A 25,275-nucleotide genomic window follows, 5' to 3' on the forward strand; every position below is an offset into this window, starting at 1 on the left:
CCGAGAGCTTGCTCACACGGCACACGGCTGCCCGGCACACGGCCGCCCCGGCACACGCACCCGGCGCTCACCCCGGCGCGCGGCTCAGCGCACCCCCACCGACGCGAGCGCCGTGCGCTGGCGCGCCGTCGGCCGGGCCGGGAAGTAGAGGTAGCAGACGCCCCCGGTGCCGGAGACGACCTTGCCGCTCGCGTTGTGCCGCTTCGTCCGCAGCCAGACGTTCTCGAACTCCCGCCGCCGGTAGACGCGTCGCACCGCCGCGTTGCTCGGCGAGGCCGGGTCGTTGGCGATCACGTCACCGTCGACGGTGAAGCCGATCACGGTCATCAGATGGCCGGCGGTGCCGTATCCCGCGCCCGTCAGCTCCTCCTTGAGGAAGGACTGCGAGGTCATGGCCGGGATGCCGGCCGCGATCAGGGTCTCCAGGTCTGTGAGGGAGGTGAGCCGGGTCACCACGCCCTGGAGGTCCTTGAAGGTGGCCGCGTAGGCGGCGTTGAACGGCCAGTTGCCGCAGCCGGCGTACTCGTGGTCGAACGTGTGCCGGGCGGCGTGGCAGACCTGGGGGTCCGCGTAGGAGGGGTCGACCCAGGCGAGTTGGCCGGCGGTGAGCCGGCCGCCCCAGTACTCGACGATCATCTGCGAGGAGGTGGGGCTGCACCAGGCCTCGCCGCCGTTGTCGTACTCCGGGTACTGGCCCTTGTGCGTCTCCTGCGAGTAGCGAGGGACCTTCAGCTCGTGTGCGGGGCCGGGCGCGGTGGCGGGGACGGTGAAGCGGTCGGGGACGTCGGAGCCCATCGCGCCGAGCCGCCACACGGTGGGGGTGGCCTTGGTGCCGGGCCGCCGGTAGAGGGTCAGCCGCAGCCGGTAGGAGACGAGGCGCAGGCCGGTGGAGGCGTCGTCGATGGCGACGGTGTCCGTCCAGACGGTGCTCCGGCCGTCGCCCTGGCCGTCGACCGAGGCGCGCTTGATGTCCTGGTCGCCGGAGGCCCACCTGCCGAGCACGTACCAGGGGGTCTCGGCGCCGTCGGAGTAAACGCCCTGGAACTCGACCGCGAGCCAGGTGCCCGCGGGGGTGCTCGCGTTCCAGGAGGCGATCGCCTCGGTCGCGGGGACGGTGAGCCGGTGGACCGGGGACGTCCAGGTCGCGTACTCCCAGCGGGCGGTGGTCCCGGTGTGCGGGTCGGTGTGGTCGACGACGCCGAGCGGGCTGTCGACGACGAGTCCCGGCCGGACGCCCGCGACGGCCCGGACGCCCTGGGCGGCGCCGGCCCGCCAGTCGTCGTACGTGGTCCAGGCGCGGTAGTCGACGGTGCGGGCCGGGGCCGCCCCCGCGCCGGGCGCTCCGGCGGCCGTGGTGTCCGTGACGTCGACCGGCTCGACGTCCGGGTCGAGGGCCGGGTCGAGGACCGGGCCGGCCGGGTCGACGGCCGCCGCCGAGCCGGTGCCGCCCGCCACGGCGGCGACGACCGCGGCGGCGAGGACGGACCGGCGCGAGGGACGGTCGGCGGCGGGCGTTCGCGGGTCGGCGGTCCGGGAGAGCTGGTCGGTTCCGCCGGAGCCCTGCTCGGCTCCGCTGAACGGCTGTTCGGCTTGGCTCATGGACGGAAGTCTCCCAAGGGTCCGGGGCGGGACTGGTCCGGTGCGACGGTAGTGCGCCCACTATGGACGCGGGCGGCCGGGGCTGCCAGCACCCGCGCCCGTGCCACGCCCACCGATGCGCGAAGGACGCCCGCCTAGACTCGTGTGACCACCGGACATGCCCTCGCGGGGCCACCGGACATCTCCTCGCAGGGCCACCCGACATCCCCTCGCGTGGCCACCGCACACCCCTCCCAGGAGCCCGTCATCGACCAGCTCGCCGCCCGGCTCCGCCGCCTTCCGCCGTCCTGCGGCCCCGTCCGTCTCGTCGGCGTGGACGGGCACGCCGGTTCGGGGAAGTCCACCTTCGCCGGACGGCTGGCCGATGCCCTCGGCGGCGCGCCGGTCCTGCACCTCGACGACATCGCCAGCCACGACGAGCTGTTCTCGTGGACCGCGCGTCTGCTGACCGAGGTGATCGAGCCGCTCGGCCGGGGCGAGACGGCGCACTACTCCCCCTACGACTGGCGCGCCCGCGGCTTCGCCTCGCCCCGCCCGCTGCCGCCGGCCCCCGTGGTCCTGATCGAGGGCGTCGGCGCGGGCCGCCGCGCGCTGCGGCCGTATCTGGCGCAGCTGCTGTGGATGGAGGTGCCGCGCGAGGAGGCCTGGGCCCGGGGCCGCTCACGGGACGGGGAGGAACAGCGCGAGTTCTGGGACGGATGGGTCGACGCCGAACTCCGTCATGTCGCCGAGGATCCTTCGCGGCCCCATGCCGACTTGCTGGTACGGCAGTTGGGGCAGGGATACGAGGTGCTGCCGGGGCCGTCGGGACGACTTGGTCCGGACCGCGACGTCACGCACCGTGAGGGCCCGCCTGCGATGTGGTGAACCTGTGAAGGTCCTTGCGTCCGAACTTCGCCAAGTGCTCCGACGCGGCTTGACCGGCGGCCGGGGCAGGACTTACGTTCTGAATGTGCGGCAATCGAAGCCGCCCCGCAGACGCGAAGCCCCCGGTTGTTCCCCCGTGATCGGGGGCTTCGTTCTGCTCAAAAGCCGCTTCGGCGGCGTCGTTTGAACGCGATGTGACGCAATGCCCTCACTCAGGGTCACCGTGCCGTCATGCGCCCCCTCTGCTTCCGCCTCGCCCGACGGCCCGTGCGGCACCCTACGGCGGGCGACGCCCGCGCAGGTACGATGCCCTCGGTGCGACCTGGGGCAACTGCTGTGCGCACCTGGCAACTCCGGTCCGCGGCACAGCGGTTCGACCATGGCAGCCGGCGGGCGACGGTCCGGCGGCACACCGACGGGGGCACGGTCTGTGGGGGACGTGATGGACTTCGGCACGCAGGGCCCCGAGGCCCCGGCCGACCTGGCCTGGCTGCGCGGCGTGGACGCCTACACCATGGGCGCGTATCCGCAGGCGGAGGAGGAGTTCCGGACCGCCGTGCGGATCGACCCCGGCATGGCCGACGGCTGGCTGGGACTGCACGCGCTGCGCGTCGACACGACGACCGCGCTGTTGCGCATGTTCCGCCACCGGGATCGCTTCGGCGAGCAGCGCACCCGGCACCGCCGCACCCTCAACTCCTGGTACTGGCTGGGCTGGTGGGTGCAACCGGTGCTGGAGAGCCCCCGCGATCTACTGCTCGCGCACGCCTCGCACTGGCTGGACGGCCGCCATGTGCCCGAGCTGGACCGGGCGCTCGCCGGGCTCCCGCCCGTCGACACCGACCACCAGGTCCGCTTTCTGCACGCCTGCCGCGCCTACCTGGTCAAGGACTGGGAGCAGCTCGTCCGGCACACCGACCCGCTGCTGGACGATCCGCTGCTCGGCATCGAGGCCGGCCTGTTCGGCGGGATGGCCCGGGTCCGGCTGGAGATGTACGGGCAGGCCGAACCGCTGCTGTCGGCGGCGCTGATGCGCTGTCGCAGCGAACAGCCGCAGCGCAAGGAGCTGCGGTACTGGCTGGCCCGCGCCCACGAGGGCACCGGCCGCTCCGCGGCGGCCCTCCCCCTCTACCGGGCCGTGCACCGCGTGGACCCGGCGTTCATGGACACCTCCGCCCGTCTCGCCGCGATCGCCGAGGGCGACGGCTACGACGATCCCGCCGACCTCGCCGCGATCACGCTGACCGGTATCGGGCAGGACGCCGGGGACGGACCGGACGGCCTGGATCCGCTGTTCGGCACGGAGGGCCGGGACCTGAGGCTCCCGGAGCCCGCCGACCTGCCGCCCGTCGGCCCGCTGCCGTCGGTGACCGATCCGGCGGTGCGCGCCCGGACGATCGGCGCCCCGACGCTGCCCGCCGGCCCCACCGACCCGGTGCTGCTGGAGGAGGCGCTCGCCGAACTGGAGCGCATGGTGGGCTTGGAGCCGGTGAAACGGCAGGTCAAGGCGTTGTCGGCGCAGCTCAACATGGCGCGGCTGCGGGCCGGGCAGGGGCTTCCGGTGCAGCCGCCGAAACGGCACTTCGTCTTCTCCGGTCCGTCCGGCACCGGCAAGACCACGGTGGCCCGCATCCTCGGCCGGGTCTTCTACGCCCTCGGTCTGCTGGGCGGCGACCACCTCGTGGAGGCCCAGCGGGCCGATCTGGTCGGCGAGTACCTCGGTCAGACCGCCGTGAAGGCCAACGAGCTGATCGACTCCGCGCTCGGGGGCGTGCTCTTCGTCGACGAGGCGTACTCCCTGTCCAACTCCGGTTACGGCAAGGGCGACGCGTACGGGGACGAGGCCCTCCAGGTGCTGCTGAAGCGGGCCGAGGACAACCGGGACCATCTGGTGGTGATCCTGGCCGGCTATCCGGAGGGGATGGACCGGCTGCTGACCGCGAACCCGGGGCTGTCGTCCCGCTTCACGACCCGGGTCGACTTCCCGTCCTACCGTCCGCTGGAGCTGACCTCGATCGGCGAGGTGCTCGCGGCGGAGAACGGGGACGTGTGGGACGAGGAGGCGCTGGACGAGCTGCGCTCCATCGCGGGGCACGTCGTCGACCAGGGGTGGATCGACGAGCTGGGCAACGGGCGGTTCCTGCGCACGCTGTACGAGAAGAGCTGCGCCTACCGGGATCTGCGGTTGTCGACCTACCCGGGAATGCTGTCGCGGGACGACTTGTCGACTTTGCGGCTGCCGGATCTGATGCAGGCGTACGGAGAGGTGCTCTCGGGCCGGAGCCCGCAGGACCCTTCGGGGATGTAGCGCCCCTCCGGGCCTGCGGGCGGTCGGCTACGTGGCCAGCGCCTGCGCCGGCTCGCCGGTCAGCTGCGGCTGCGGGTCCGTCACCCTGATCTCGGCCTCGACCTCCGGCGCCGCCCGGTGCGCCGGGTCGGTGACCTCGCCCACCAGCAACTCCAGCACGTCCTCCAGGGCCGCCAGCCCCAGCACCCGGCCCGAGCCGTCCGCCACCTGGGCGAGGTGGGTGGCCGCCCGGCGCATGACGGTCAGCGCGTCGTCGAGCGGCAGGTCCGAGCGGAGTTTCGTCATCGGGCGCCACACCTGCTGGGGCACGGCCCGGTCCGACTCCTCCAGGTCGAGGACGTCCTTCACATGCAGATAGCCCATGAAGGCGCCGGTCTCCGCGGCGACGGGGAAGCGGGAGTAGCCGGTGCGGGCGGTCAGCCGGACGATCTCGCCGGGGGTGACCGACGGGCTGACCGTCACCAGGGACTCCCGCTTCAGGAGCACGTCCGTCACCGGGCGGGAGCCCAGTTCGAGCGCGTCCTCCAGCCGCTCCTGCTCCTCCGGGTCGAGCAGACCGGCCTGGCCGGCGTCCTCCACCAGCCGGTTGAGCTGCTCGCTGGTGAAGACGGCCTCGACCTCGTCCTTCGGCTCGACGCGGAAGAGCCGCAGGATGGCCTGGGCGCAGGCGCCGAGGGCGACGGTGATCGGCCGGCACAGACGTGCGAACCAGACCAGGCCGGGGCTGAGCCACAGCGCGACCTTCTCGGGGGCCGCCATGGCGAGGTTCTTCGGGAGCATCTCGCCGATGACGAGATGGAAGAAGACCACCGCCGCGAGGGCGATGACGTAGGTCAGCGGGTGGATCACGCCGTGCGGCAGCTGGACCCACTCGAAGACGGGCTCCAGCAGATGCGCCACCGTCGGCTCGGCGACCGCGCCCAGGGTGAGGGAGCAGACGGTGATGCCGAACTGGGCCGCGGCCATCATCTGCGGCAGGCGCTCCAGGCCGTAGAGGACCTGGCGGGCCCGCGCGGTGCCGAGGGGTTCGATCTGGCTGCGGCGGACCGAGACGAGCGCGAACTCGGCGCCGACGAAGAAGCCGTTCGCGAGCACGAGAAGGCCCGCGAAGGCGAGTTGGAGGACGCTCATCGGGCGACCTCCACGACCACGCCGGTGCGCACCAGCCGGACCCGTTCGGCCCGGTAGTGGCCGACGCGGCGCACCGACAGCCGCCAGCCGGGCAGCTCGGTGCGGTCGCCGACGGCGGGGATCCGGCCGAGCAGGTCGGCGACGAGCCCGGCGACCGTCTCGTACGGTCCCTCGGGCACTTCCAGGCCTATGCGCCGGAGGATGTCGACGCGGCAGCTGCCGTCGGCGTCCCAGGCGGGCCTGCCGTCCTCGGGCGGGGCGGCGGCGAGTTCGGGCGTGTCCAGCCCGTCGTGCTCGTCGCGGACCTCGCCGACGATCTCCTCGACGATGTCCTCCAGGGTGACCACGCCGGCCGTGCCGCCGTACTCGTCGACGACGACGGCGATGGGCTGCTCGCTGCGCAGCCGGGCCAGCAGCGGCTGGACGGGCAGGGTCTCGGGGACGAGCAGCGCCGGGCGGGCGATCCGGCCGGCCGGGGTGCGCAGCCGGTCATGGACGGGGACGGCCAGGGCGTCCTTGAGATGGACCATGCCGACGACCTCGTCGATCTTCTCGCGGTAGACGGGGAAGCGGGAGAGGCCGGTGGCGCGGGTCAGGTTGACCACGTCCTCGGCGGTGGCCGACGCCTGGAGGGCGCTGACCTTCACCCGCGGGGTCATGACGTGCTGCGCGGTCAGCTCGGCCAGGGACAGGGTCCGTACGAAGAGGTCGGCCGTGTCCTGTTCCAGGGCGCCGGCCCGGGCGGAGTGGCGGGCCAGGGAGACGAGCTCACCGGGGGTGCGGGCGGAGGCCAGTTCCTCGGCGGGCTCGACGCCCAGGGCGCGCACGAGCCGGTTGGCGACGGCGTTGAGGCCGGCGATGACCGGCCGGAACAGCCGGGCGAACACATGCTGCGGGCCGGCGACGAAGCGCGCGACCTGCATCGGCTTGGACACCGCCCAGTTCTTCGGCACGAGTTCGCCGATCACCATCTGCACGGCGGACGCCAGCAGCATGCCGACGGCGACGGCGACGCCGGAGACGGCCCCGTCGGGGACGCCGATCGCGGTGACGGGCCCGTCGAGCAGCTCGGCGAGCGCGGGTTCGGCGAGCATGCCGACGACCAGCGAGGTGATGGTGATGCCGAGCTGGGTGCCGGAGAGCTGGAAGGACAGCTCCTTGAGCGACTCGACGACGGTACGGGCCCGTCGGTCGCCCTCGGCGGCGGCCTTCTCGGCGTCCGGGCGCTCCACGGTCACGAGGCCGAACTCGGCGGCCACGAAGAATCCGTTGGCGAGGATGAGCAGGAACGCGGCTGCCAGGAGCAGCAGGGGGGTGGTCATGATGCCGCCGCCTCCACGTCGGAGGGGGCGGCGCAGGTACTACAGGACGAACCGTCCATCGCCGGAGAGGGTCACTCCTCGGGTAGCAGGAACCCCTGTGCGCCCGGCCGGGCACCCCAGGGGCGGAGGCGAAAGGGGAACGCCTCCGTCACCAGATTAATCAAGACAGGCGGTTTTGCGGCAGGGCGGACGGCCCCGAGTCAGCCCTGATCCTGCCCGGAGCCCCGCTCGGGGTCGCGCACGGAGCGGTGCTCCACGAGGGCCCGCAGGGCGCGCGCGTCGGCGATGGCCTGCTGCTTGGCGATGCCCGGCTGGATGCCGAGCGCGGGCAGGCTGGTGCCGTCGCTGAGGTTCAGGAACACCCAGGGATCGCCCGGACGGAGGTTCACCTGGACGATCTCCGCCCAGGCCAGACGCCTGCGGCTCGCGATGTTCACCACGGTGACGCCGGAGTCGTCGGCGACGACGCGCACCCGGGCGAGCTGAGCCAGCACCCAGAAGATGAGCGCTCCGGTGACGACGAAACTGAGCCGCTCGCCGGGGCCGAGCTGCTCCAGGAGCAGCGCGATCGCGGAGATCACGACGAAGATCGTCACGCCGGCCGTGAGCAGCACCACACGGGTGCGGCCGGGCCGGAAGGTGACGGGGAGGGCGGGCTGGTCGGACATCGCTGCGTATCCCTCGGGTCCCTCGGGTCAGAGACGGCAGGCGTGGATGGCCGTGGTGAGGATGGCGCGGGCGCCGATCTCGTACAGGTCGTCCATGATGCGCTGCGCCTCCTTGGCGGGGACCATGGCGCGGACGGCGACCCAGCCCTCGTTGTGCAGCGGGGAGACGGTCGGCGACTCCAGGCCCGGGGTCAGCGCGACGGCCTTCTCCAACTGCTCGACGCGGCAGTCGTAGTCCATCATCACGTACGTCCGGGCGACCAGGACGCCCTGGAGGCGGCGCAGGAACTGCTGCACCTTGGGGTCGTCGGCGTCGGCGCCGGTGCGGCGGATGACGACGGCCTCGGACTTCATGATGGGCTCGCCGATGACCTCCAGGCCGGCGTTGCGCAGCGAGGTGCCGGTCTCGACGACGTCCGCGATGACCTCGGCGACGCCGAGTTCGATGGCGGTCTCGACGGCGCCGTCGAGGTGGACGACGGAGGCGTCGATGCCGCTGTCGGCGAGGTGCCCGGCGACGATGCCCTCGTAGGAGGTGGCGACCGTCATGCCGGCGAGGTCCTCGACGCCCTTCGCGGTGCCGGGCTTGGTGGCGTAGCGGAAGGTGGAGCGGGCGAAGCCGAGGGGGAGGATCTCCTCGGCGTCGGCGCCGGAGTCGATGAGCAGGTCGCGGCCGGTGATGCCGATGTCGAGGCGGCCGGAGGAGACGTAGATCGCGATGTCGCGGGGGCGGAGGTAGAAGAACTCGACCTCGTTGCCCGGGTCGACGATCCGCAGTTCCTTGGACTCGCGGCGCTGCTGGTAGCCGGCCTCATGCAGCATCTCCCCCGCAGGGCCGGACAGGGAACCCTTGTTGGGGATGGCGATGCGCAGCATGAGGCGAGCTTCCTTCGGTTCGTCTTCGTCGGGGAGACAGGTGGGGGTACGGCTCAGAGGTGGGCGTAGACGTCGTCGAGGGAGATCCCGCGGGCGACCATCATCACCTGGACGTGGTACAGCAGTTGCGAGATCTCCTCGGCGGCCGCGTCCTTGCCCTCGTACTCGGCGGCCATCCAGACCTCGGCGGCCTCTTCGACGACCTTCTTGCCGATGGCATGGACGCCCTTCTCGACCAGTTCGGCGGTGCGGGAAGTGGCGGGGTCGCCGGTGGCGGCCTTCTGCTGGAGCTCGACGAAGAGCTCCTCGAACGTCTTCTTGGACATGGTGCTGCCCACCCTAGCCGTAATGCCGTCGGCCCTATCGCCAGGGTTCGGATACTGAGCGCAGGGTGGCCGCGGTCGCCACCGCCGCCGTCACCGCCTCGTGGCCCTTGTCCTCGTGGGAGCCCTCGATGCCGGCCCGGTCCAGGGCCTGCTCCTCGGTGTCGCAGGTGAGGACGCCGAAGCCGACGGGGACGCCGGTCTCGACGGAGACCTGGGTGAGGCCCTGGGTGACGCCCTGGCACACGTACTCGAAGTGGGGGGTGCCGCCGCGGATGACGACGCCGAGGGCGACGATCGCGTCGTAGCCGCGGCCGGCGAGGACCTTGGCGACGACCGGGAGCTCCCAGCTGCCGGGGACCCGCAGCAGGGTCGGCTCGTCGATGCCCAGGTCGTGCAGGGCGCGCAGGGCGCCGTCGACCAGTCCGTCCATCACCTTCTCGTGCCACTGGGCCGCGATGACGGCGACCCTGAGGTCGCCCACATTGCGTACGGACAGTTCGGGTGCGCCCTTGCCGCTCACGTTCTCGTGTCTCCTAGGTGTTCGTCTTACTGGTTGCCGCAGGGGGACACGGGGGCCGTGTCCAGCCAGGGCAGGTCGTGTCCCATCCGGTCGCGCTTGGTGCGCAGGTAGCGGATGTTGTGCTCGCCCGCCTGCACGGGCATCGGCTCGCGCGCGCTCACCTCGAGGCCGTGCCGGACGAGCGCGTCGGTCTTCTCGGGGTTGTTGGTCATCAGGCGGACGCTGCGCACCCCGAGGTCCTCCAGGATCTGCGCGCCGGCCGCGTAGTCCCGGGCGTCGGCGGGCAGGCCGAGTTCCAGGTTGGCGTCGAGGGTGTCGTGGCCCTGTTCCTGGAGTTCGTAGGCCCGCAGCTTGGACAGCAGGCCGATGCCGCGGCCCTCGTGCCCGCGCAGGTAGACGACGGCTCCCCGGCCCTCGGCCTGGATGCGCTCCAGCGAGGCGTCGAGCTGGGGGCCGCAGTCGCAGCGGGCGGAGCCGAAGACGTCCCCGGTGAGGCATTCGGAGTGGACGCGGACGAGGACGTCCTCGCCGTCGCCGATGTCGCCGTGGACGAGGGCGACGTGCTCGACGCCGTCGACGGTGGAGCGGTAGCCGTACGCGGTGAACGTGCCGTGCACGGTGGGCAGTCGGGTCTCGGCCTCGCGGCGGACGGTGGGCTCGGCGCTGCGGCGGTAGGCGATCAGGTCCTCGATGGAGATGATCGTCAGGCCGTGCTTGCGGGCGAAGGGGATCAGTTCGGGCAGCCGCAGCATCCGGCCGTCCTCGCCGGCGATCTCGACGATCGCGCCGGCCGGGCGCAGTCCGGCGAGCCGGGCGAGGTCGACGGCGGCCTCGGTGTGGCCGTCGCGGACCAGGACCCCGCCGGGCTTGGCGCGCAGCGGGAAGACATGGCCGGGGCGGACGAGGTCGGCCGGTTCGGCGGCGCCGCTCGCGAGGAGCTGGAGGGTGGTGGCGCGGTCGGAGGCGGAGATGCCGGTGGTCACGCCGTGCGCGGCGGAGGCGTCGACGGAGACGGTGAAGGCGGTCTTCATCGACTCGGTGTTGTCGGCGACCATCTGCGGGAGCTGGAGGCGGTCGAGTTCGTCGCCCTCCATGGGGGCGCAGATCAGGCCGCGGCACTCGCTCATCATGAAGGCGACGATCTCGGGGGTGGCCTTCTCGGCGGCGATGACGAGGTCGCCCTCGTTCTCCCGGTCCTCGTCGTCGACGACGACGACGGGGCGGCCGGCCGCGATGTCGGCGACGGCCTGCTCGATCGGGTCGAGCGTGAAGTCCTCGACGCCGTCGGCGGTGTACAGGATCGGTGCCGTACTCATGCCGGCGCTCCTTCCAGAGCGGGCCGCGGTCCCTTGCGGGAGCGCAGCCACCAGTCGCGCATGCCCCACAGGACGAGCGCGCCGTAGATGACGTAGACGAAGCCGGAGAAGGCGTAGCCGTTGGCGAAGTTGAGGGGGACGCCGACGAGGTCGACGAGGAGCCAGGCGAACCAGAACTCGACCATGCCGCGGGCCTGGGCGTACATGGCGACGATGGTGCCGACGAAGATGTAGGCGTCGGGCCAGGGGTCCCAGGACAGGGTCGGGTAGGCCTTGAAGAGGAGGGCGACGGCGACGGTGCCGGCGGCCGCGGCGGCGACCATGGCGGCGCGCTCGGTCCAGGTGGCGAAGCGGGGGGCGATGTGGCCGTCCTCGCTGCGGCCCTTGTCGCGGTTCCACTGCCACCAGCCGTACAGGGCGACGGCCATGACGACGGCCTGCTTGCCGGCGCTGCCGGTGAGGTGGCCGAAGAAGGCGCCGAACAGGATCAGGCCGGAGAGGAACTGGACGGGCCAGGTCCACAGGGAGCGGCGCCAGCCGAGGGCGAGGGCGGCCAGACCGAAGATGTTGCCGATCATGTCCGACCAGAGGATGTGCTGGTCGAGGAGGGTGAAGGCCTCGGAGTTGAGCCAGTTCACCGGGTGGCCCCCTGTCCTGCCTGACCGCCCTGACCGCCCTGACCGGACATCAGCCGCTCGACGTACTTGGCGACGATGTCCACTTCGAGGTTGACCGGGTCGCCGGGCTGCTTGGCGCCGAGCGTGGTCAGGGCGAGGGTGGTGGGGATGAGGCTGACGGTGAAGTAGTCGTCGCCGGCGTCGACGACGGTGAGGCTGATGCCGTCGACGGTGATGGAGCCCTTCTCGACGACGTACCGCGAGAGGCCGGCGGGGAGCGAGACCTTGACGATCTCCCAGTGCTCGGACGGCTTGCGCTCCAGCACCTCGCCGGTGCCGTCGACATGGCCCTGCACGATGTGCCCGCCGAGGCGCGCGCCCACGGCGGTGGGGCGTTCGAGGTTGACCCGGGAGCCGACGGCGAGGGCGCCGAGGCTGGAGCGGGTGAGGGTCTCCGCCATGACGTCGGCGGTGAACTCGTCGCCCTCGTGTTCGACGACGGTGAGACAGACCCCGTTCACGGCGATGGAGTCGCCGTGCTTCGCGCCGTCGGTGACGACGGGGCCGCGCAGCCGGAAGCGGGAGGCGTCGCCGAGGTTCTCGACGGCGGTGACCTCACCCAGCTCTTCGACGATTCCGGTGAACACTTCCCGGGTCCTCCTGCCTCATTCGGGCACGGACTCCGGGGCCTGTCGAGGACGACAGAAAGTACGGGCGAGGACACCGGGGGCGACGCCGGACAGACTCGTCCGCGGACGAGTACGTATACGGCGGCGCGCACGAATGCCCGCCCGCCGCGCACTGCCTCCCATCCGGACTTTAACCGTCGGTCCAGGAATTCCACCTGGTCAACCGGCCGCTGGAAGCGACCGGGTCGCGGACTGTAACCGCCGGTTCGGACTTTCACCGACCCCGGAGTGCGCTGCTTTAGGTACAGGGTCAGTGTGCCACGCCTGATCGGCGTCCATACGGGTGAAGAATGTGGGGTGCCTCACAGGGATTGGTCCGTACCTGTTGACGCACTGGTCTAGTCCTCTTAGGGTCGGCGGGTACGGTCCCGGCGGCGGTGACGACGGCCCTTGCCCGCCGTCGGGGCCCCTGGAGCGCGGCCTCGGACGGGTCGTTCAGCGCGCGTCGGGGGTGCCGAACAACTCGCTCTGGGCGGACTGACGTGCCGTGAGCAGCGCGCCGTGCAGCACCGCGCCACCGCCCAGGGCGCCGGGCCGCACCTCGGTGGGCGGCGGCGCCATCCGCCGCAGCCGCTCCGCCACCCGGGCGGCGAGCACCTCTCCGCCCGCCTGCCCGACCTCGCCGCCGAGGACGACACACCCCGGATCGAGCACGGCGACGACCGAGGCGACGCCGATGGCGAGCCGCTCGGCGAGGACGTCGAGGAAACGGGCCGCGCCTTCACCGGCTCCGTCCGCGACCGCCGCCCGCACGAATCCGGCGGCCTCGGGCTCACCGGACAGCCGACCGCCCGAAGCCCGCGCCCGCGCGTCGGACGCCTCCAGCCCGTGCTCCCCCGCCAGCGCCACGATCGCCGCCGAGCCCGCCAGGCTGTGGAAGCCGCCCTCGCAGTCCGTCGCCGACGGGAGGGCGCGGGTGCCGGGGACCGGGAGGAAGCCGATCTCGCCGGCGCCGCCGGAGGCGCCCCTGCACAGGACGCCGTCCAGCACGACGGCCGCGCCGGTGCCGTGGCCCAGCCAGAGCAGGACGAAGGTGTCGCGGTCCCGGGCCGCGCCCGCGTGCCGCTCGGCCAGGGCGGCGAGGTTGGTCTCGTTCTCGACGCTGACGCGGGCCTGCGGAAGCCGTTCCTGGAGGGCGGCGACCAGCCGGCGGTGCCAGGCGGGCAGGCCGGAGGAGTCCCGCAGTTCGCCGCTCGCGGGGTCGATCAGACCGGGCGCGCCGATGCCGACGGTGTGCAGCCGGTCGGCGCCGGCCTCCTTCACCGCCCGCTCGACCAACGCCACCGCCTGCTCCACGGCGGGCCCCGTGCCGGCGTCGTCCCCGATCGGCGCGGACGCCTCGGCGAGGACCCGGCCGAGCAGGTCGGACACGACCACCGTGACGCCCTCCGTGCGCACGTCCAGCGCCGCGAGCTGCGCACGGTCGGCGACGATGCCGTACAGCTTGGCGTTGGGGCCGCGCCGCTGCGCGCCGGTCTCGCCGACGACCTCGATCAGGCCGGAGGCGGCGAGGCGTTCGACGAGGTCGGCGACCGTCGGCCGGGACAGTCCGGTGAGCTCCTTCAACTGCCCCGCCGTCAGCGGGCCTTCGTCCTGAAGCAGCCGCAGTGCGAGCCGGTCGTTGATGGCCCGGGCGGTGCTCGGGGATGCGGGCATGCGGGGATCCTCCCACGGGGAGCCGAGGCTTGAGTCCGAATGGCGCTCTATTTATCAGGCAGGCTTCCTGATAGTTTACGGCGGCACCGATCGGGAGTCCGAACGGAGAGGGGACGGCGAGCATGAGCGAAGTGACCTACGCACCCGCGGAAGTGCGGCGGGCCCGGTACGCCGTGGCCGCCGTCTTCGCCGTGCACGGCGCGGTCACCGGCTCCTTCGCCACCCGGGTGCCCTGGATCCAGGACCACTCCTCGGTGAGCGCCGGACAGCTCGGCTTCGCGCTGGCCTTCACGGCGTTCGGCGCCTCCTGCTCCATGCCGCTGGCCGGCCGGATCAGCCACACCTTCGGCAGCCGCGCCGCCCTGCGCGGCCTGATGGCCATGTGGACGCTGTCGCTGGTGCTGCCCGCGCTCGCGCCGAACCTGCTCACGCTCTGCCTGGCGATGTTCGTCTACGGGGCCAGCGCCGGCATGGCCGACGTCGCCATGAACGCCCTGGGCGTGGAGGTCGAGCGGCTGCTCGACAAGTCGATCATGTCCGGGCTGCACGGCATGTGGAGCGCGGGCGCGCTGATCGGCTCGGCGGGCGGAACGCTCGCGGCCCATCTCGGCGCGGACGCGCGCGTGCATCACGCGCTGGCGGCGGCCGTCCTCACCGTGCTCGGCCTGGTGGCCTGCCGCTGGGTGTTCGACCTGCGGCCCACGGAGGACGAGGAGCCGCCGCCGCGGTTCGCGCTGCCGCCGCGTTCGGCGCTGCTGATCGGCGCGGTCGGGTTCTGCGCGGTGTTCGCGGAGGGCGCCGCCCTGGACTGGTCGGCGGTCTATCTGCGCGACCAGCTCGCCTCCTCGGCCGCCGTCGCCGCGGCCTGCACGACGGGCTTCATGCTCACCATGGCGGTGGCCCGGATCGCGGGCGACGCGGTGGTGAACCGGTTCGGCGCGGTGCGCACGGTCCGGGCGGGCGGTGTGCTGGCCACGCTGGGCGGGCTGCTGATCGTGTTCGGCGGCCACCCGGCGGTGGTCACGGGCGGGTTCGGGCTGATGGGCCTCGGCATCGCCGTCGTGGTCCCGCTCTGCTTCGCGGCGGCCGGGCGCAGCGGGCCCAACCCCAGCCAGGCCATCGCGGGCGTCGCGACCATCACGTACACCTCCGGTCTGATCGCGCCGAGTCTGATCGGCGGGGTGGCGCAGCTGTCGAGCCTGGTGGTGTCGTTCGGCGTGGTGACCGTGCTGGCCTTCGCGCTCGTGGGGTTCGCGGGCGTGCTGCGCGGGGGCGAGCGGACGCCCGCGCAGTCCGCCGCGCGGAGCGAGACGGTGCCCGGCCCGCGCTCCTGAGGGTCTCGCCGGGGCTGCGGGCGGTCGCGGTACGGCCTCGCCGGGGGCTGCGAGCGGGCGTCTGACGGTCTCGCCGGGGGCTGCGGGGGTCGTCCTGACGGTCTCGCCGGGGGCTGCGGGGGTCGTCCTGACGGCCTCGCCGGGGGCTGCGGACGATCGCCTGGCGGCCGTCCCGGCGGCAAGCGGTCGGGCAGGTTCCGTTTTCACGTGAGAATGGGCCGGACATCCGCACCCGCACGAAAGCGAACCGCACCATGGATCTTGGCGTCGGCTGGAAACTGCACGGCGACGGCCGGAGTCCCGCGCCCGGCGCGGTGGTCCGCCCCGACGAGCGGCTCTCCTGGCCCCGCACGGTCGGGCTGGGCGCGCAGCACGTGGTCGCCATGTTCGGCGCGTCGTTCGTCGCGCCCGTCCTGATGGGGCTCGACCCGAACCTCGCGATCATGATGTCGGGCGTCGCCACCGTGATCTTCCTGCTCGCCACCCGCGGCCGGGTGCCCAGCTACCTCGGCTGTTCGCTGTCGTTCGTGGGCGTGGCGGCCGTCATCCGCGCCCAGGGCGGCACCAGCGCCACCGTCACCGGGGCGGTGCTCGTGGTGGGCGTGGCGCTGTTCCTGGTGGGGCTGGCCGTGCAGCGCTTCGGCGCGCGGATCATCCACGCCGCGATGCCGCCGATCGTGACCGGCGCGGTCGTGATGCTGATCGGCTTCAACCTCGCCCCGGTGACCGCGTCCACCTACTGGCCGCAGGACCAGTGGACGGCCCTGCTGGTGATGTCGTTCACCGCGCTGGCCGTCGTCTGTCTGCGCGGCTTCTGGTCCCGTATCGCGATCTTCCTCGGCCTGGTGTTCGGATACGGCGTCTCCTGGGCGTTCGACCGGATCTTCGGCATGATCCACTCGGCGGACGCCAGCGGCAAGGTCACCGACCACTGGCGGCTGGACCTCTCCGCGGTCGGCCAGGCCGACTGGATCGGCCTGCCCGCCTTCCACGGGCCGAGCTTCGAGTGGTCGGCGATCCTCGTCGCGCTCCCCGTCGTCATCGCCCTGGTCGCGGAGAACGCCGGGCACGTCAAGGCGGTCGGCGAGATGACCGGCGACCCGCTCGACGACAAGCTCGGCACGGCGATCTCCGCCGACGGACTCGGCTCGGTGCTGTCCACCGCCGTCGGCGGCCCGCCCAACACCACGTACTCCGAGAACATCGGCGTGATGGCCGCGACCCGCGTCTACTCGACCGCCGCCTACTGGGCCGCCGCCGGCTTCGCGCTGCTCTTCGGCCTGTGCCCCAAGTTCGGCGCGGTGGTGGCCGCGATCCCGGGCGGGGTCCTCGGCGGGATCACCGTCATCCTGTACGGCATGATCGGCCTGCTGGGCGCCCAGATCTGGATCAACGCGAAGGTCGACCTGCGCAACCCGCTGAACCTGGTCCCGGCCGCCGCGGGCATCATCATCGGCATCGGCGACGTCACGATGACGTTCGGCGACACCTTCTCCCTCAGCGGCATCGCCCTCGGCACCCTCGTCGTCATCGTCGGCTACCACGCGCTGCGCGCCTTCGCCCCCGCCCATCTCACGACCGGGCAGCCCCTGCTGGACGAGGGCGCCAGTTCCTACGACGACGGTCAGCGCGCCAACTCGTAGGCGTACGACGGGCTGAAGGCGCCCGCCGTCCCCTTGCAGCCGTCGGACTCGCCCGGCAGCTTCACCCACAGGTAGGCGTCGACGCGGTCCTGGCCGGTGGCGAGGGTGGGGGCGCGGCCGACCGTGCGGCCGTCCGGGTCGCACCACTGGCCGTCGGCGGGCGCGCCGTTGCCGTTGCGGCTGGTGTCGACGACCGCGCCGAGGCCCGGCGGGCCGCCGAGCGCGGCGAGCACCCTCCGGTCGTAGGCGACCTCGTCGGCGGTGCGCTGGAAGTTGGAGACGTTGCTGAAGATCCCGGCGGAGGAGGCGGAGGCCGCGCCCGCCTGCCTGAGCAGCGCCGCCTGCTTCGCCGGCGCGTTCCAGTGCGAGTGGCCGGCGTCGTAGTAGACGCGCGCCCGGGGGTTCGCCGCCGTCAGGACGCGGCCCGCGCGGGCCAGCGAGGCGAACCGGTCTGCCCGTCGCCCCGCCGAGAGGCAGTCGGCGTAGGCGATCGCGTCCGGCTCCAGGATGACGACGACCTCCCCCGAGCCGAGGCCGGCGGCGAACCGGTCGATCCAGGCGTCGTAGGAGCCCAGGTCGGGCGCGCCGCCCCCGGAGGCCCCGCCGCAGTCGCGGTCGGGGATCGCGTACGGCACGAGGACCGGCACCCGGCCCCGCGCGGCGGCCCCCGCGGTGACCGCGCGGACCCGGGAGGTGATCGTGGCCGGCGTGAAGTCGGCGAACCACACCGCGGCCGGCCGACTCGCGATCCGGGACTCGATGACCGCGCGGCGCGCGTCCCGGGGATTGGCCCGCACCCAGTCCAGGACCTGGGACTGAGGATGGCGGTAGAGCCCGGCGGCCGACGCGGCGGCCCGCCGCTCGCTCCGGCCGGGCGGCACGGTCGGCGTGGGCGTGGCGGTCGGGCCGGCCGTGGGACTCCCGCTCACGGCGGACGGCGACACCGACGCCGTCGGGGACGCGGAAGCGGAAGCCGAGGCGGACGCCGGGACGCCGCTCGCCTCCTGCCGGACCCGCTCGCCCGCCCGCCCCCGGCGGCCGTCGTCCGTCCCGCTCCCGTCGCCCGTCGCCGACACCAGCCCGGCCGCGGCGGCCAGGGCGACGGCGCCCGAGGCGACGGCGATCAGCACGCCCCGCCGGACGCCCCGCCGCTCTCGCGGTACTCGCACTGCGCTGCTCCCCCTCCCGCGCGACGGACACGTCCCCCGTTCCGGGGAAGCACCGGGCCCGCCGACGCCCGAGTCAGCCTAGGGCTGGGACCCTTCCCCCATGCCGCACTTGGAGCAGTTCGTCCCACCCGTCCCTGCCGCCTCCGCCGCCCTCGACGGGGTCCTCGCCCGAATGCGCGACCTTGACGCGGCCCTGCCACAGGGGGACGGGGTCGCGGTGTTCAACCGCGTCTACCTCGCCGTGACGGAGGAGGTCGACCGGCGGGTCGACGCGGGCCGCTTCACCGACCCCGTCGCCGCCGTCACGCTGGACGTACGGTTCGCGGAGCGCTACCTCGCGGCGGTCGACGCGGCCGCTCTCGACCGCCGTCCGCCGGCCTGCTGGCGCCCGCTGTTCCAGTTGCGCCGCCATCCCGGCGTACGTCCGCTTCAGTTCGCGCTCTCGGGCATCAACGCGCACATCGGGCACGACCTCGCGCTCGCCGTCGTGGACGCCTGCCGTAGCCTCGGCTGCGAACCGGCTGACCTGGAGGACGAGTTCGACCGCGTGGGCGATCTCCTCGGCGCGCTGGAGGAGCGCATCCGCGAAGAGCTGATGCCGGGTCCCGATCTCCTCCAGATCGCCGATCCGCTCACCCATCTCCTCGGCGCCTGGAGCCTGGAGCGCGCCCGCGAGGCCACCTGGTCGGCGGCCCGCGCGCTGTGGGCCCTGCGCGGACTCCCGGACGTCGCCGAGGAGTTCACCGACCGCCTGGACGCGGCGGTCGGCTTCGCGGGCCGCATGCTGCTGACGCCGCTGCCCGCGTGGGGCCGTTAGCGTCCGTGCCTCTCAGTCCTCGGGCAGCTCGACCGGGGCGATCTCGTCGTACAGGTCGCCCGGGCCCGGGTTGGCGGCGTCCGTCGACCCGTCGAAGTGGTGCATGACGCCCCACACCGCGTTCAGCGCGGTCTGCACGGCGCCCTCGGCCCAGCCGGCGGTCCAGGAGATGTCGTCGCCGGCGAGGAAGATGCCGCGCTTGTCCTCGGGGAGCCGGTCCTGCATGAAGTGGGTGAACAGGCGCCGCTGGTAGCGGTAGTGGCCGGGCAGGTTGGCCTTGAACGCGCCCATGAAGTAGGGCTCGTTCTCCCAGGAGACCGTCACCGGGTTGCCGATGACGTGCGACCGGATGTCGACGTTCGGATAGATCTCGCCGAGCGACTTCAGCATGACCTCCATCCGCTCGTTCGCGGACAGCGGCAGCCACTTCAGGCTGTCGTCGCACCAGGTGTAGGACAGGCAGATCACGGCGGGCTTGTCCGGACCGTCGTCGAGGAGGTAAGTCCCGCGCGTCATACGGTCGGTGAGCGTCATCGACATGACGTCCCGGCCCGTGGGGTTTCCCCTGTCGTCGACGGCCTTGTCCAGCCAGAAGGGCCGGTCCACCGGGACGAAGAGCTTGCTGGACTCCATGTAGTGGGTGCGCTCGATCGCCGTCCAGTGGTCGATCGGGAAGAGCGAGTCGTCGCAGGCGATCTTCGACAGCAGCATCCAGGACTGCGCGGTGAAGATCGCCGCCCGGTAGGTGCGGATGTCGCCGTTCGCGTCCGTCACCGTGATCCGGTTGCCGGCGGTGCGGTGCAGCCGGGTCACGGCGGGGCGGGGCTCGCCGCCCTCGTGCAGGCTCGCCAGCGAGGTGCCGTACGGCCAGTGGACGATCTTCTCCGGCTCGCGCTCCCACAGCCGCAGCGGGAGCTGCTGGCTGCCGCCGACGATGCCGCGGTGGTGGTCGTCGGCCTCGGTGTAGACGACGCGCAGGATCTCCAGGATGGAGTTGGGGAAGTCGGTGTCCCAGCCGCCGGTGCCGAAGCCGACCTGGCCGAAGATCTCGCGGTGGCGGAACGACCGGAACGCCTCGGAGTCGCAGAGGAAGCCGTAGAAGGTCTGGTTGTCGAGCTTCTCGACGAGCTTCGCCCAGATCTCGCGGATGCGCGGCACGTCCCGCTCCCGCAGGGCGCGGTTCATGTCGGTGAAGTCGGCGCCCTCTTCGAGGCACTTCGCCCAGGCCGCGGCGACGTCCCGGTAGACCTGCGGGAGGTCGTCGATCGTCTCGGCGTAGTGGGACTCGCCCTTGAGGTCGACGACGGTCGAAGGCGTGGTCTCGGCAAGGGGGTTGGGGAACGGCCGGGTCTCCAGGCCCACCAGGTCGATGTAGTGCTGGAGGGCGGTGGAGGACGGCGGGAAGCGCATCGCGCCCATCTCGGCGGTGAGCGACGGGTCGCAGCCCTCGAAGCCGACGGTGCGCAGCCGGCCGCCGATGCGGTCGGCCTCGTAGACGACCGGCTTGAGGCCCATCTTCATCAGCTCGTACGCGGCCACGATGCCGGACAGCCCGCCGCCGATGACCGCGACCTCGGCGCCGTGCTCGGTCGCCGGGATCTGGCCGAGCCCCGCCGGATGGGCGAGGAAGTCGTCGTACGCGTACGGGAAGTCCGGGCCGAACATGGTGATCGGCGGCTGCTGCTCGTCGGTGTGCTCGACGGCGTTGGGCACCGTGGACGTCATGGGGTGCGGACTCCTTGCGACAAAGGTGAAGCGGTGGGGAAGCGGAGGGGCGGCGGAAGGGCGCGGATCAGACCAGTGACCCGTAGAGGCCGGGGCGGCGGTCCTGGAGATAGGGGTTCGCCTCGCGGGAGGCGGCCAGGAAGACGGGGTCGACGTCGGCGAACACCAGCTGTTCGTCGCGGCCGGCGCGGGTGCGGGCTACGCCGTCGGGGCCGGCCAGCGTGGAGAGCCCGACGAACTCGAACTCCCCTTCCGTGCCGACCCGGTTGACGTACGCGACGTACATCTGGTTCTCGAAGGCGCGCACCGGGATCATCGACTCGGCGACGAACTGGAAGGGGTGCATCTGCGCCGTCGGCACCAGCAGGAGGTCGGTGCCGGCCAGGGCATGGGCGCGGACGTTCTCCGGGAACTCGACGTCGTAGCAGATCAGCAGGCCCACGGTGAGGCCGTTCAGCTCGGCCTGGACGACCTGGCGCTCACCGGGGGTGAAGTGGTCGCGCTCGAAGCAGCCGAAGAGGTGGGTCTTGCGGTAGCCGGCGAGACGGACGCCGTCGGCGGAGATCAGCTGGACGGAGTTGTACACCGTGTCGCCCTCGCGCTCCGGGTAGCCGTACGCCACCGCGAGCCCGTGCCGGCCGGCCGTCTCGGCGATCGCGTCGGCCGAGTCGCCGTCGGCGGGCTCGGCGAGGCGGGCGATGTCGTCGCCGATCGCGTACCCGGTGAGGAACATCTCCGGCGCGACGAGCAGCTCCGCGCCCGCGGCGGCGGCCCGCGCCGCGGCCTCGTCGAGCACCTTGAGGTTCTCGGCGACCGAGCCGGGACGGCCGGAGCTCTGGAGCAGGGCGGTGCGCATGCGTGATCCTCACCGGGACGGAGGGTGGTTGTGGGGGCCACGTAGAAGGTACGGTCGCCGCCCGGGACGGAACAAGAAGCAGCTGTTGCGCGCTGCCGAGCGGTTCGTTGCGTCGATCCCGGCCTGAACGACGATTCGTTGCACGCCCGACCGCTCCCCCGCCGCCCTAGGGGCGTAACCGGCGCAGCGCCAGCACCCCCGCCGTCACGAGGTACGGCACCGTGTACAGCACGAACGCGCCCGCGTGGGTGTCGGTGGGGGTGAGGGCGGTCGCGTAGGTGGCGTAGACGGTGATGGTGGTCAGGTCGGTGGCCAGGCCCGCGAGCGAGGTGAGGGTGGCTCGGCCGGTGCCCTCGATACGTTGCTGGAGTCGCACGTCGGCCAGCACGGTCGCCAGCTGGAAGCCGCCGAAGGCGACGGCCACCAGCGCGATGCCGGCCGGTGTCCCGGCTCCCGCGCCGACGGCCAGGGCGAGCGCGGACGCCGTGAGCAGGGCCGCGAGCCCCTTCCGGCCCAGGCGTTCGGCGGGACCGGCGAGCAGGCTGCCGGCCGTGACCCCGGCCCAGATCAGCACCAGCAGGTAGGGGACGGTCGCGTCCGCCACCCCGGTGTCCCGGGCCAGCAGCGGGGTGTACTCGTCGAGCGCGCCCCAGACCGCCGCGACGGCCGGGACGAGCAACAGGGCTCCGCGCACGGAGCGATCACGTCGTGCCTCACCGACCCCGGCCCGCAGAACGGCAACCCAGCCGAGGCCGTTGCCTACATCTCCGCCACCGGAGGGCCCGCCGGCATCGCCATCCCCTCGGCCGACCCCGTGAGCGCCAGAGCCATGACCACCGCCCTCACCGTCACCGCTGCCCCTGCCGCTACCGCCAAGGTCGCCACCACCCCGGCCCCGCCCGCGGCCACCGCCACCGCTACCCTCCTGGTCGCCACCGTCGCAGCCACCACCCCGGCCACCGCCATCGCCACCACCACCCCCCACAGCCACTGCTGCACCCGGCCCCACCCCCCGATGTTCCGGAAACCTCGTCGCCACCCCGGCGCACAGCAGGCAGGCCAGGACGCTGGCTGCGCCGACCGCCGGGTAGCCGTATGCCGCGAAGACCGGGCCGGACAGGGCCATCGCCGTCATCGCAGCGGCCTGGCCGGCCGCGTGGGCGCGGCCCATGATCCGGGCGTAGCGGGACGCCGCGCCGAGTCGTTCCAACTCCTCGTAGACCAGGGCCTCCAGCGCCCCGGAGGCCAGCGCGCCGCGCGCTCCCCACAGGACGAAGCCGAGGGCGAAGGCCCAGTAGGACGGGACGAGTACCCACAGCGCGAAGCCGGCCGCGCCGAGCAGCGGGCCGAGCCACAGCAACGCGCGGCGGGAGACGGCGTCCGCCCACGCGCCGGAGGGGACCTCCAGCAGCACGCCGGTCGCCGACCACAGGACGAACAGCGAGGACATCTGCCAGACGGACAGCCCGGTGTCGGCGAACAGCAGCGCGTACACCGGGTAGAGCAGGACGAACTCGTCGAGGAACGCGTAACCGTACAGCGTGGCCGTCAGGCGCCGGACGCCGGCGACGGGCACACGTGCGGGAGTGAGTGTCATGGGGCCTTCCCGTAAGGGGCGCGGTTCGGACGTCGGATGTACGGCGTCCGAGGCGGCCCTCGGGAGGCACGGCGGGTGGATCAATGTCGCCAGGTCATGGCACCGATGGTAGACAGCTCCCGCCCCGCTGCCCAGCGAGAAAGCGGGGGCAGCGTCAGGTGGGCGACCCCGACGAGAACCGCCTCAGCAGCGGCGACAGCACCAGCACGGACTTGGTCCGCTCGACGAACGGCTCCCCCGCGATCCGCTCCAGCACCCGCTCGAAGTGGCGCATGTCGGCGGCGAAGACCTGGGCGATCGCGTCCGCTTCCCCGGTGACGGTGGAGGCGGCGACGACCTCCTGGTAGCGCTCGAGGCCCCGCTGGATGGTCTCCGGGGAGGTGTTGCGGCGGCAGTGGATCTCGACGAACCCCTCGGTCTTCCAGCCGAGGGCCGCCGGGTCGACGCGGACGGTGAAGCCCGTGATCGCCCCGGTGGCGCGCAGCCGGTCCACGCGCCGCTTCACGGCGGGGGCGGAGAGGCCGACCAGTTGCCCGATGTCCGCGAAGGAGCGGCGGGCGTCCTCGGCGAGGGCGTGCACGATGCGTTCGTCGAGATCGTTCAGCACGGCGGTTGGTTCACTTCACTTCTGACGCAGCAGACGCTGCTGGCGGTGCGAGACGGGAGCGGCGGTAGCCGTACACGAAGTAGAACACGAGCCCGACGGCCATCCAGACTCCGAAGACCGCCCAGGTGACCGTGGACAGGCTGCCCATCATCCAGACGCAGAAGGCGAAGCCCAGCGCGGGCAGCAGCGGCGACAGCGGCACGCGGAAGGTGCGGGGCATCTCCGGGCGCGTCCGGCGCAGCACCACGACGGCGACGTTGACCAGCGCGAAGGCGAAGAGGGTGCCGATGCTGGTGGCGTCGGCGAGCTGGCCGAGCGGGACGGCCGCGGCCAGGACGCCGCAGAACAGGGAGACGATCAGCGTGTTGGCGCGGGGCGTGCCGGTCTTGGGGTGGACACGGGAGAACACCTTGGGCACAAGTCCGTCGCGGGACATCGCGAACAGGACGCGGGTCTGGCCGTAGAGCACGGTCAGGACGACGCTGGCGATGGCGACGACGGCGCAGAACGCCAGCAGGGTGCCCCAGAAGGTCTGTCCGGTGACGTCGCGCATGATCTGGGCGAGCGCGGCCTCGGAGTCGTTGAAGCCCTGCCAGGGGCGGGCGCCCACGGCGACGGCGGCGACGAGGACGTACAGCGCCGTCACGATGACCAGCGAGAGCATGATCGCGCGGGGCAGGTCGCGCTGCGCGTTCTTCGCCTCCTCACCGGCGGTGGAGGCGGCGTCGAAGCCGATGTACGAGAAGAAGAGCGTCGCCCCGGCCGCGCTGACGCCCGCCATGCCGAGCGGCATGAAGTTCTCGTAGTTGCCGGAGCGGAAGCCCTGGATCCCGATCGCGCAGAACAGCACCAGCGCGCCGATCTTCACGACGACCATGACGGTGTTGGCGCGGGCGGACTCCCGGGCCCCGCCGAGCAGGAACGCCATGGCGAGCAGGACGACGATCAGGGCGGGCAGGTTGAACACTCCCCCGTCGCCGGGCGGGGCGGACAGCGCGGCCGGGATGGTCACGCCGAGGGTCCCGTCGAGCAGTTCGTTGAGGTACTCGCCCCAGCCGACGGCGACGGCGGCCACCGACACCCCGTACTCCAGGACCAGGCACCAGCCGCAGATCCAGGCGATCAGCTCGCCCATCGTTGCGTACGCGTACGAGTACGAGGACCCGGCGACCGGGATCGCGCCCGCCAGCTCGGCGTAGGACAGGGCCGAGAAGAGCGCCGTGAGTCCGGCGATCACGAAGGAGAGGGTGACGGCGGGACCGGCCTTCGGCACCGCCTCGCCGAGGACGACGAAGATGCCGGTGCCGAGCGTCGCACCGATGCTGATCATGGTGAGCTGCCAGAGCCCGAGGGAGCGCCGCAGAGCCCCTCCCTCGCCCTGCCCGCCCTCGGCGACCAGGCGTTCCACGGGTTTGCGCCGCATCAGCCGGGCGACCGGCCCCGCGGACGGCGGGACGGCCTGGGGGCGGTCCTTCAAGGGTGCGCCTTGGTCGAGCACGCGCTGACTCCTTCGTCGGTGCCTCTCGACGCGAGGGGGACCGGCGGACATGCCTGCGCACACAGGAACCCACCGAGCGGGGTCCCCGCCACGCCACGTACAGCGCACGACCCTATGAGCAGGGACGTCGCAGG

The 25,275-nt window shown here is 72.7% G+C and carries 22 protein-coding genes and 1 riboswitch; of the genes, 5 read left to right on the forward strand and 17 right to left on the reverse strand.

Annotated features, from left to right (window positions below; all coding sequences use genetic code 11):
- Positions 1–84 precede the first annotated feature (84 nt).
- On the reverse strand, positions 85–1,599 hold the full coding sequence (locus ACFYX4_RS36960; RefSeq protein ID WP_389343372.1) for a peptidase C39 family protein: 1,515 nt from the start codon (positions 1,597–1,599) through the stop codon (positions 85–87).
- A 213-nt stretch (positions 1,600–1,812) separates the two neighbouring features.
- Between ACFYX4_RS36960 and ACFYX4_RS36965 the strand changes: the two genes are divergently transcribed.
- Positions 1,813–2,466 (forward strand): uridine kinase, encoded by a 654-nt coding sequence (locus ACFYX4_RS36965; protein ID WP_389343375.1) that lies wholly within the window; start codon positions 1,813–1,815, stop codon positions 2,464–2,466.
- 442 nt (positions 2,467–2,908) lie between these two features.
- Positions 2,909–4,774, forward strand: a complete 1,866-nt coding sequence (locus ACFYX4_RS36970; RefSeq protein ID WP_389343378.1) for an AAA family ATPase — start codon at positions 2,909–2,911, stop codon at positions 4,772–4,774.
- A gap of 27 nt (positions 4,775–4,801) precedes the next feature.
- On the opposite strand, the gene ACFYX4_RS36975 is transcribed toward ACFYX4_RS36970, so the two are convergent.
- The 10 genes from ACFYX4_RS36975 to ACFYX4_RS37020 form a co-directional block, all read right to left on the reverse strand.
- Positions 4,802–5,905 (reverse strand): hemolysin family protein, encoded by a 1,104-nt coding sequence (locus ACFYX4_RS36975; RefSeq protein WP_389343381.1) that lies wholly within the window; start codon positions 5,903–5,905, stop codon positions 4,802–4,804.
- Positions 5,902–7,227: a hemolysin family protein gene (locus tag ACFYX4_RS36980; protein WP_389343384.1), complete on the reverse strand. Its 1,326-nt coding sequence runs from the start codon at positions 7,225–7,227 to the stop codon at positions 5,902–5,904. Before ACFYX4_RS36980 ends, ACFYX4_RS36975 begins: the two co-directional genes overlap by 4 nt.
- Positions 7,228–7,427: 200 nt before the next feature.
- Positions 7,428–7,895, reverse strand: coding sequence for a PH domain-containing protein (locus ACFYX4_RS36985; RefSeq protein WP_389343387.1), 468 nt, complete (start codon positions 7,893–7,895; stop codon positions 7,428–7,430).
- Between the two features lie 27 nt (positions 7,896–7,922).
- Positions 7,923–8,771 (reverse strand): ATP phosphoribosyltransferase, encoded by an 849-nt coding sequence (hisG, locus tag ACFYX4_RS36990; protein ID WP_389343390.1) that lies wholly within the window; start codon positions 8,769–8,771, stop codon positions 7,923–7,925.
- Between the two features lie 53 nt (positions 8,772–8,824).
- The gene (locus ACFYX4_RS36995) at positions 8,825–9,097 is read right to left on the reverse strand and encodes a phosphoribosyl-ATP diphosphatase (RefSeq protein WP_389343393.1); all 273 of its coding nucleotides are present in this window, start codon (positions 9,095–9,097) and stop codon (positions 8,825–8,827) included.
- A gap of 34 nt (positions 9,098–9,131) precedes the next feature.
- Entirely contained in the window at positions 9,132–9,617 is a 486-nt protein-coding gene (ribH, locus tag ACFYX4_RS37000; protein WP_389343396.1) for a 6,7-dimethyl-8-ribityllumazine synthase, read from the reverse strand.
- 26 nt (positions 9,618–9,643) lie between these two features.
- Entirely contained in the window at positions 9,644–10,933 is a 1,290-nt protein-coding gene (locus ACFYX4_RS37005) for a bifunctional 3,4-dihydroxy-2-butanone-4-phosphate synthase/GTP cyclohydrolase II (RefSeq protein WP_389343399.1), read from the reverse strand.
- On the reverse strand, positions 10,930–11,571 hold the full coding sequence (locus ACFYX4_RS37010) for a nicotinamide riboside transporter PnuC (RefSeq protein ID WP_389343402.1): 642 nt from the start codon (positions 11,569–11,571) through the stop codon (positions 10,930–10,932). The genes ACFYX4_RS37005 and ACFYX4_RS37010 overlap by 4 nt, the downstream gene beginning before the upstream one ends.
- Positions 11,568–12,197: a riboflavin synthase gene (locus ACFYX4_RS37015; protein WP_389343405.1), complete on the reverse strand. Its 630-nt coding sequence runs from the start codon at positions 12,195–12,197 to the stop codon at positions 11,568–11,570. Before ACFYX4_RS37015 ends, ACFYX4_RS37010 begins: the two co-directional genes overlap by 4 nt.
- A gap of 147 nt (positions 12,198–12,344) precedes the next feature.
- Positions 12,345–12,475, reverse strand: a riboswitch (FMN riboswitch).
- Positions 12,476–12,674: 199 nt separating this feature from the next.
- Positions 12,675–13,895, reverse strand: a complete 1,221-nt coding sequence (locus ACFYX4_RS37020; RefSeq protein WP_389343408.1) for an ROK family transcriptional regulator — start codon at positions 13,893–13,895, stop codon at positions 12,675–12,677.
- A gap of 122 nt (positions 13,896–14,017) precedes the next feature.
- On the opposite strand from ACFYX4_RS37020, the gene ACFYX4_RS37025 reads away from it, so the two are divergent.
- Both ACFYX4_RS37025 and ACFYX4_RS37030 read left to right on the forward strand, forming a co-directional pair.
- On the forward strand, positions 14,018–15,229 hold the full coding sequence (locus ACFYX4_RS37025) for an MFS transporter (protein ID WP_389343411.1): 1,212 nt from the start codon (positions 14,018–14,020) through the stop codon (positions 15,227–15,229).
- Between the two features lie 254 nt (positions 15,230–15,483).
- Positions 15,484–16,872, forward strand: a complete 1,389-nt coding sequence (locus ACFYX4_RS37030) for a uracil-xanthine permease family protein (protein ID WP_389343414.1) — start codon at positions 15,484–15,486, stop codon at positions 16,870–16,872.
- Here the strand turns inward: ACFYX4_RS37030 and ACFYX4_RS37035 are convergent.
- On the reverse strand, positions 16,854–17,999 hold the full coding sequence (locus ACFYX4_RS37035) for a glycoside hydrolase family 6 protein (protein WP_389343462.1): 1,146 nt from the start codon (positions 17,997–17,999) through the stop codon (positions 16,854–16,856). The two genes, ACFYX4_RS37030 and ACFYX4_RS37035, sit on opposite strands and share 19 nt — an antisense overlap.
- A gap of 142 nt (positions 18,000–18,141) precedes the next feature.
- Here ACFYX4_RS37035 and ACFYX4_RS37040 point away from each other — a divergent pair, with 142 nt between their 5' ends.
- Entirely contained in the window at positions 18,142–18,858 is a 717-nt protein-coding gene (locus ACFYX4_RS37040) for a DUF5995 family protein (protein ID WP_389343417.1), read from the forward strand.
- Between the two features lie 12 nt (positions 18,859–18,870).
- Here the strand turns inward: ACFYX4_RS37040 and ACFYX4_RS37045 are convergent, their stop codons facing one another.
- The 5 genes from ACFYX4_RS37045 to ACFYX4_RS37065 all read right to left on the reverse strand — a co-directional run bounded on the left by ACFYX4_RS37045 (position 18,871) and on the right by ACFYX4_RS37065 (position 25,141).
- Positions 18,871–20,583: a flavin monoamine oxidase family protein gene (locus ACFYX4_RS37045; protein WP_389343420.1), complete on the reverse strand. Its 1,713-nt coding sequence runs from the start codon at positions 20,581–20,583 to the stop codon at positions 18,871–18,873.
- A 67-nt stretch (positions 20,584–20,650) separates the two neighbouring features.
- The gene (locus tag ACFYX4_RS37050) at positions 20,651–21,439 is read right to left on the reverse strand and encodes a carbon-nitrogen hydrolase family protein (RefSeq protein ID WP_389343423.1); all 789 of its coding nucleotides are present in this window, start codon (positions 21,437–21,439) and stop codon (positions 20,651–20,653) included.
- Positions 21,440–21,605: 166 nt separating this feature from the next.
- Positions 21,606–23,036: an MFS transporter gene (locus tag ACFYX4_RS37055; protein WP_389343426.1), complete on the reverse strand. Its 1,431-nt coding sequence runs from the start codon at positions 23,034–23,036 to the stop codon at positions 21,606–21,608.
- Positions 23,037–23,190: 154 nt separating this feature from the next.
- Positions 23,191–23,643: an Lrp/AsnC family transcriptional regulator gene (locus ACFYX4_RS37060; protein WP_389343429.1), complete on the reverse strand. Its 453-nt coding sequence runs from the start codon at positions 23,641–23,643 to the stop codon at positions 23,191–23,193.
- 10 nt (positions 23,644–23,653) lie between these two features.
- Positions 23,654–25,141, reverse strand: coding sequence for an amino acid permease (locus ACFYX4_RS37065; RefSeq protein ID WP_389343432.1), 1,488 nt, complete (start codon positions 25,139–25,141; stop codon positions 23,654–23,656).
- Between the last annotated feature and the right edge of the window lie 134 nt (positions 25,142–25,275).

This window comes from Streptomyces sp. NPDC002328, from assembly GCF_042890065.1.
Classification (GTDB): Bacteria; Actinomycetota; Actinomycetes; order Streptomycetales; family Streptomycetaceae; genus Streptomyces.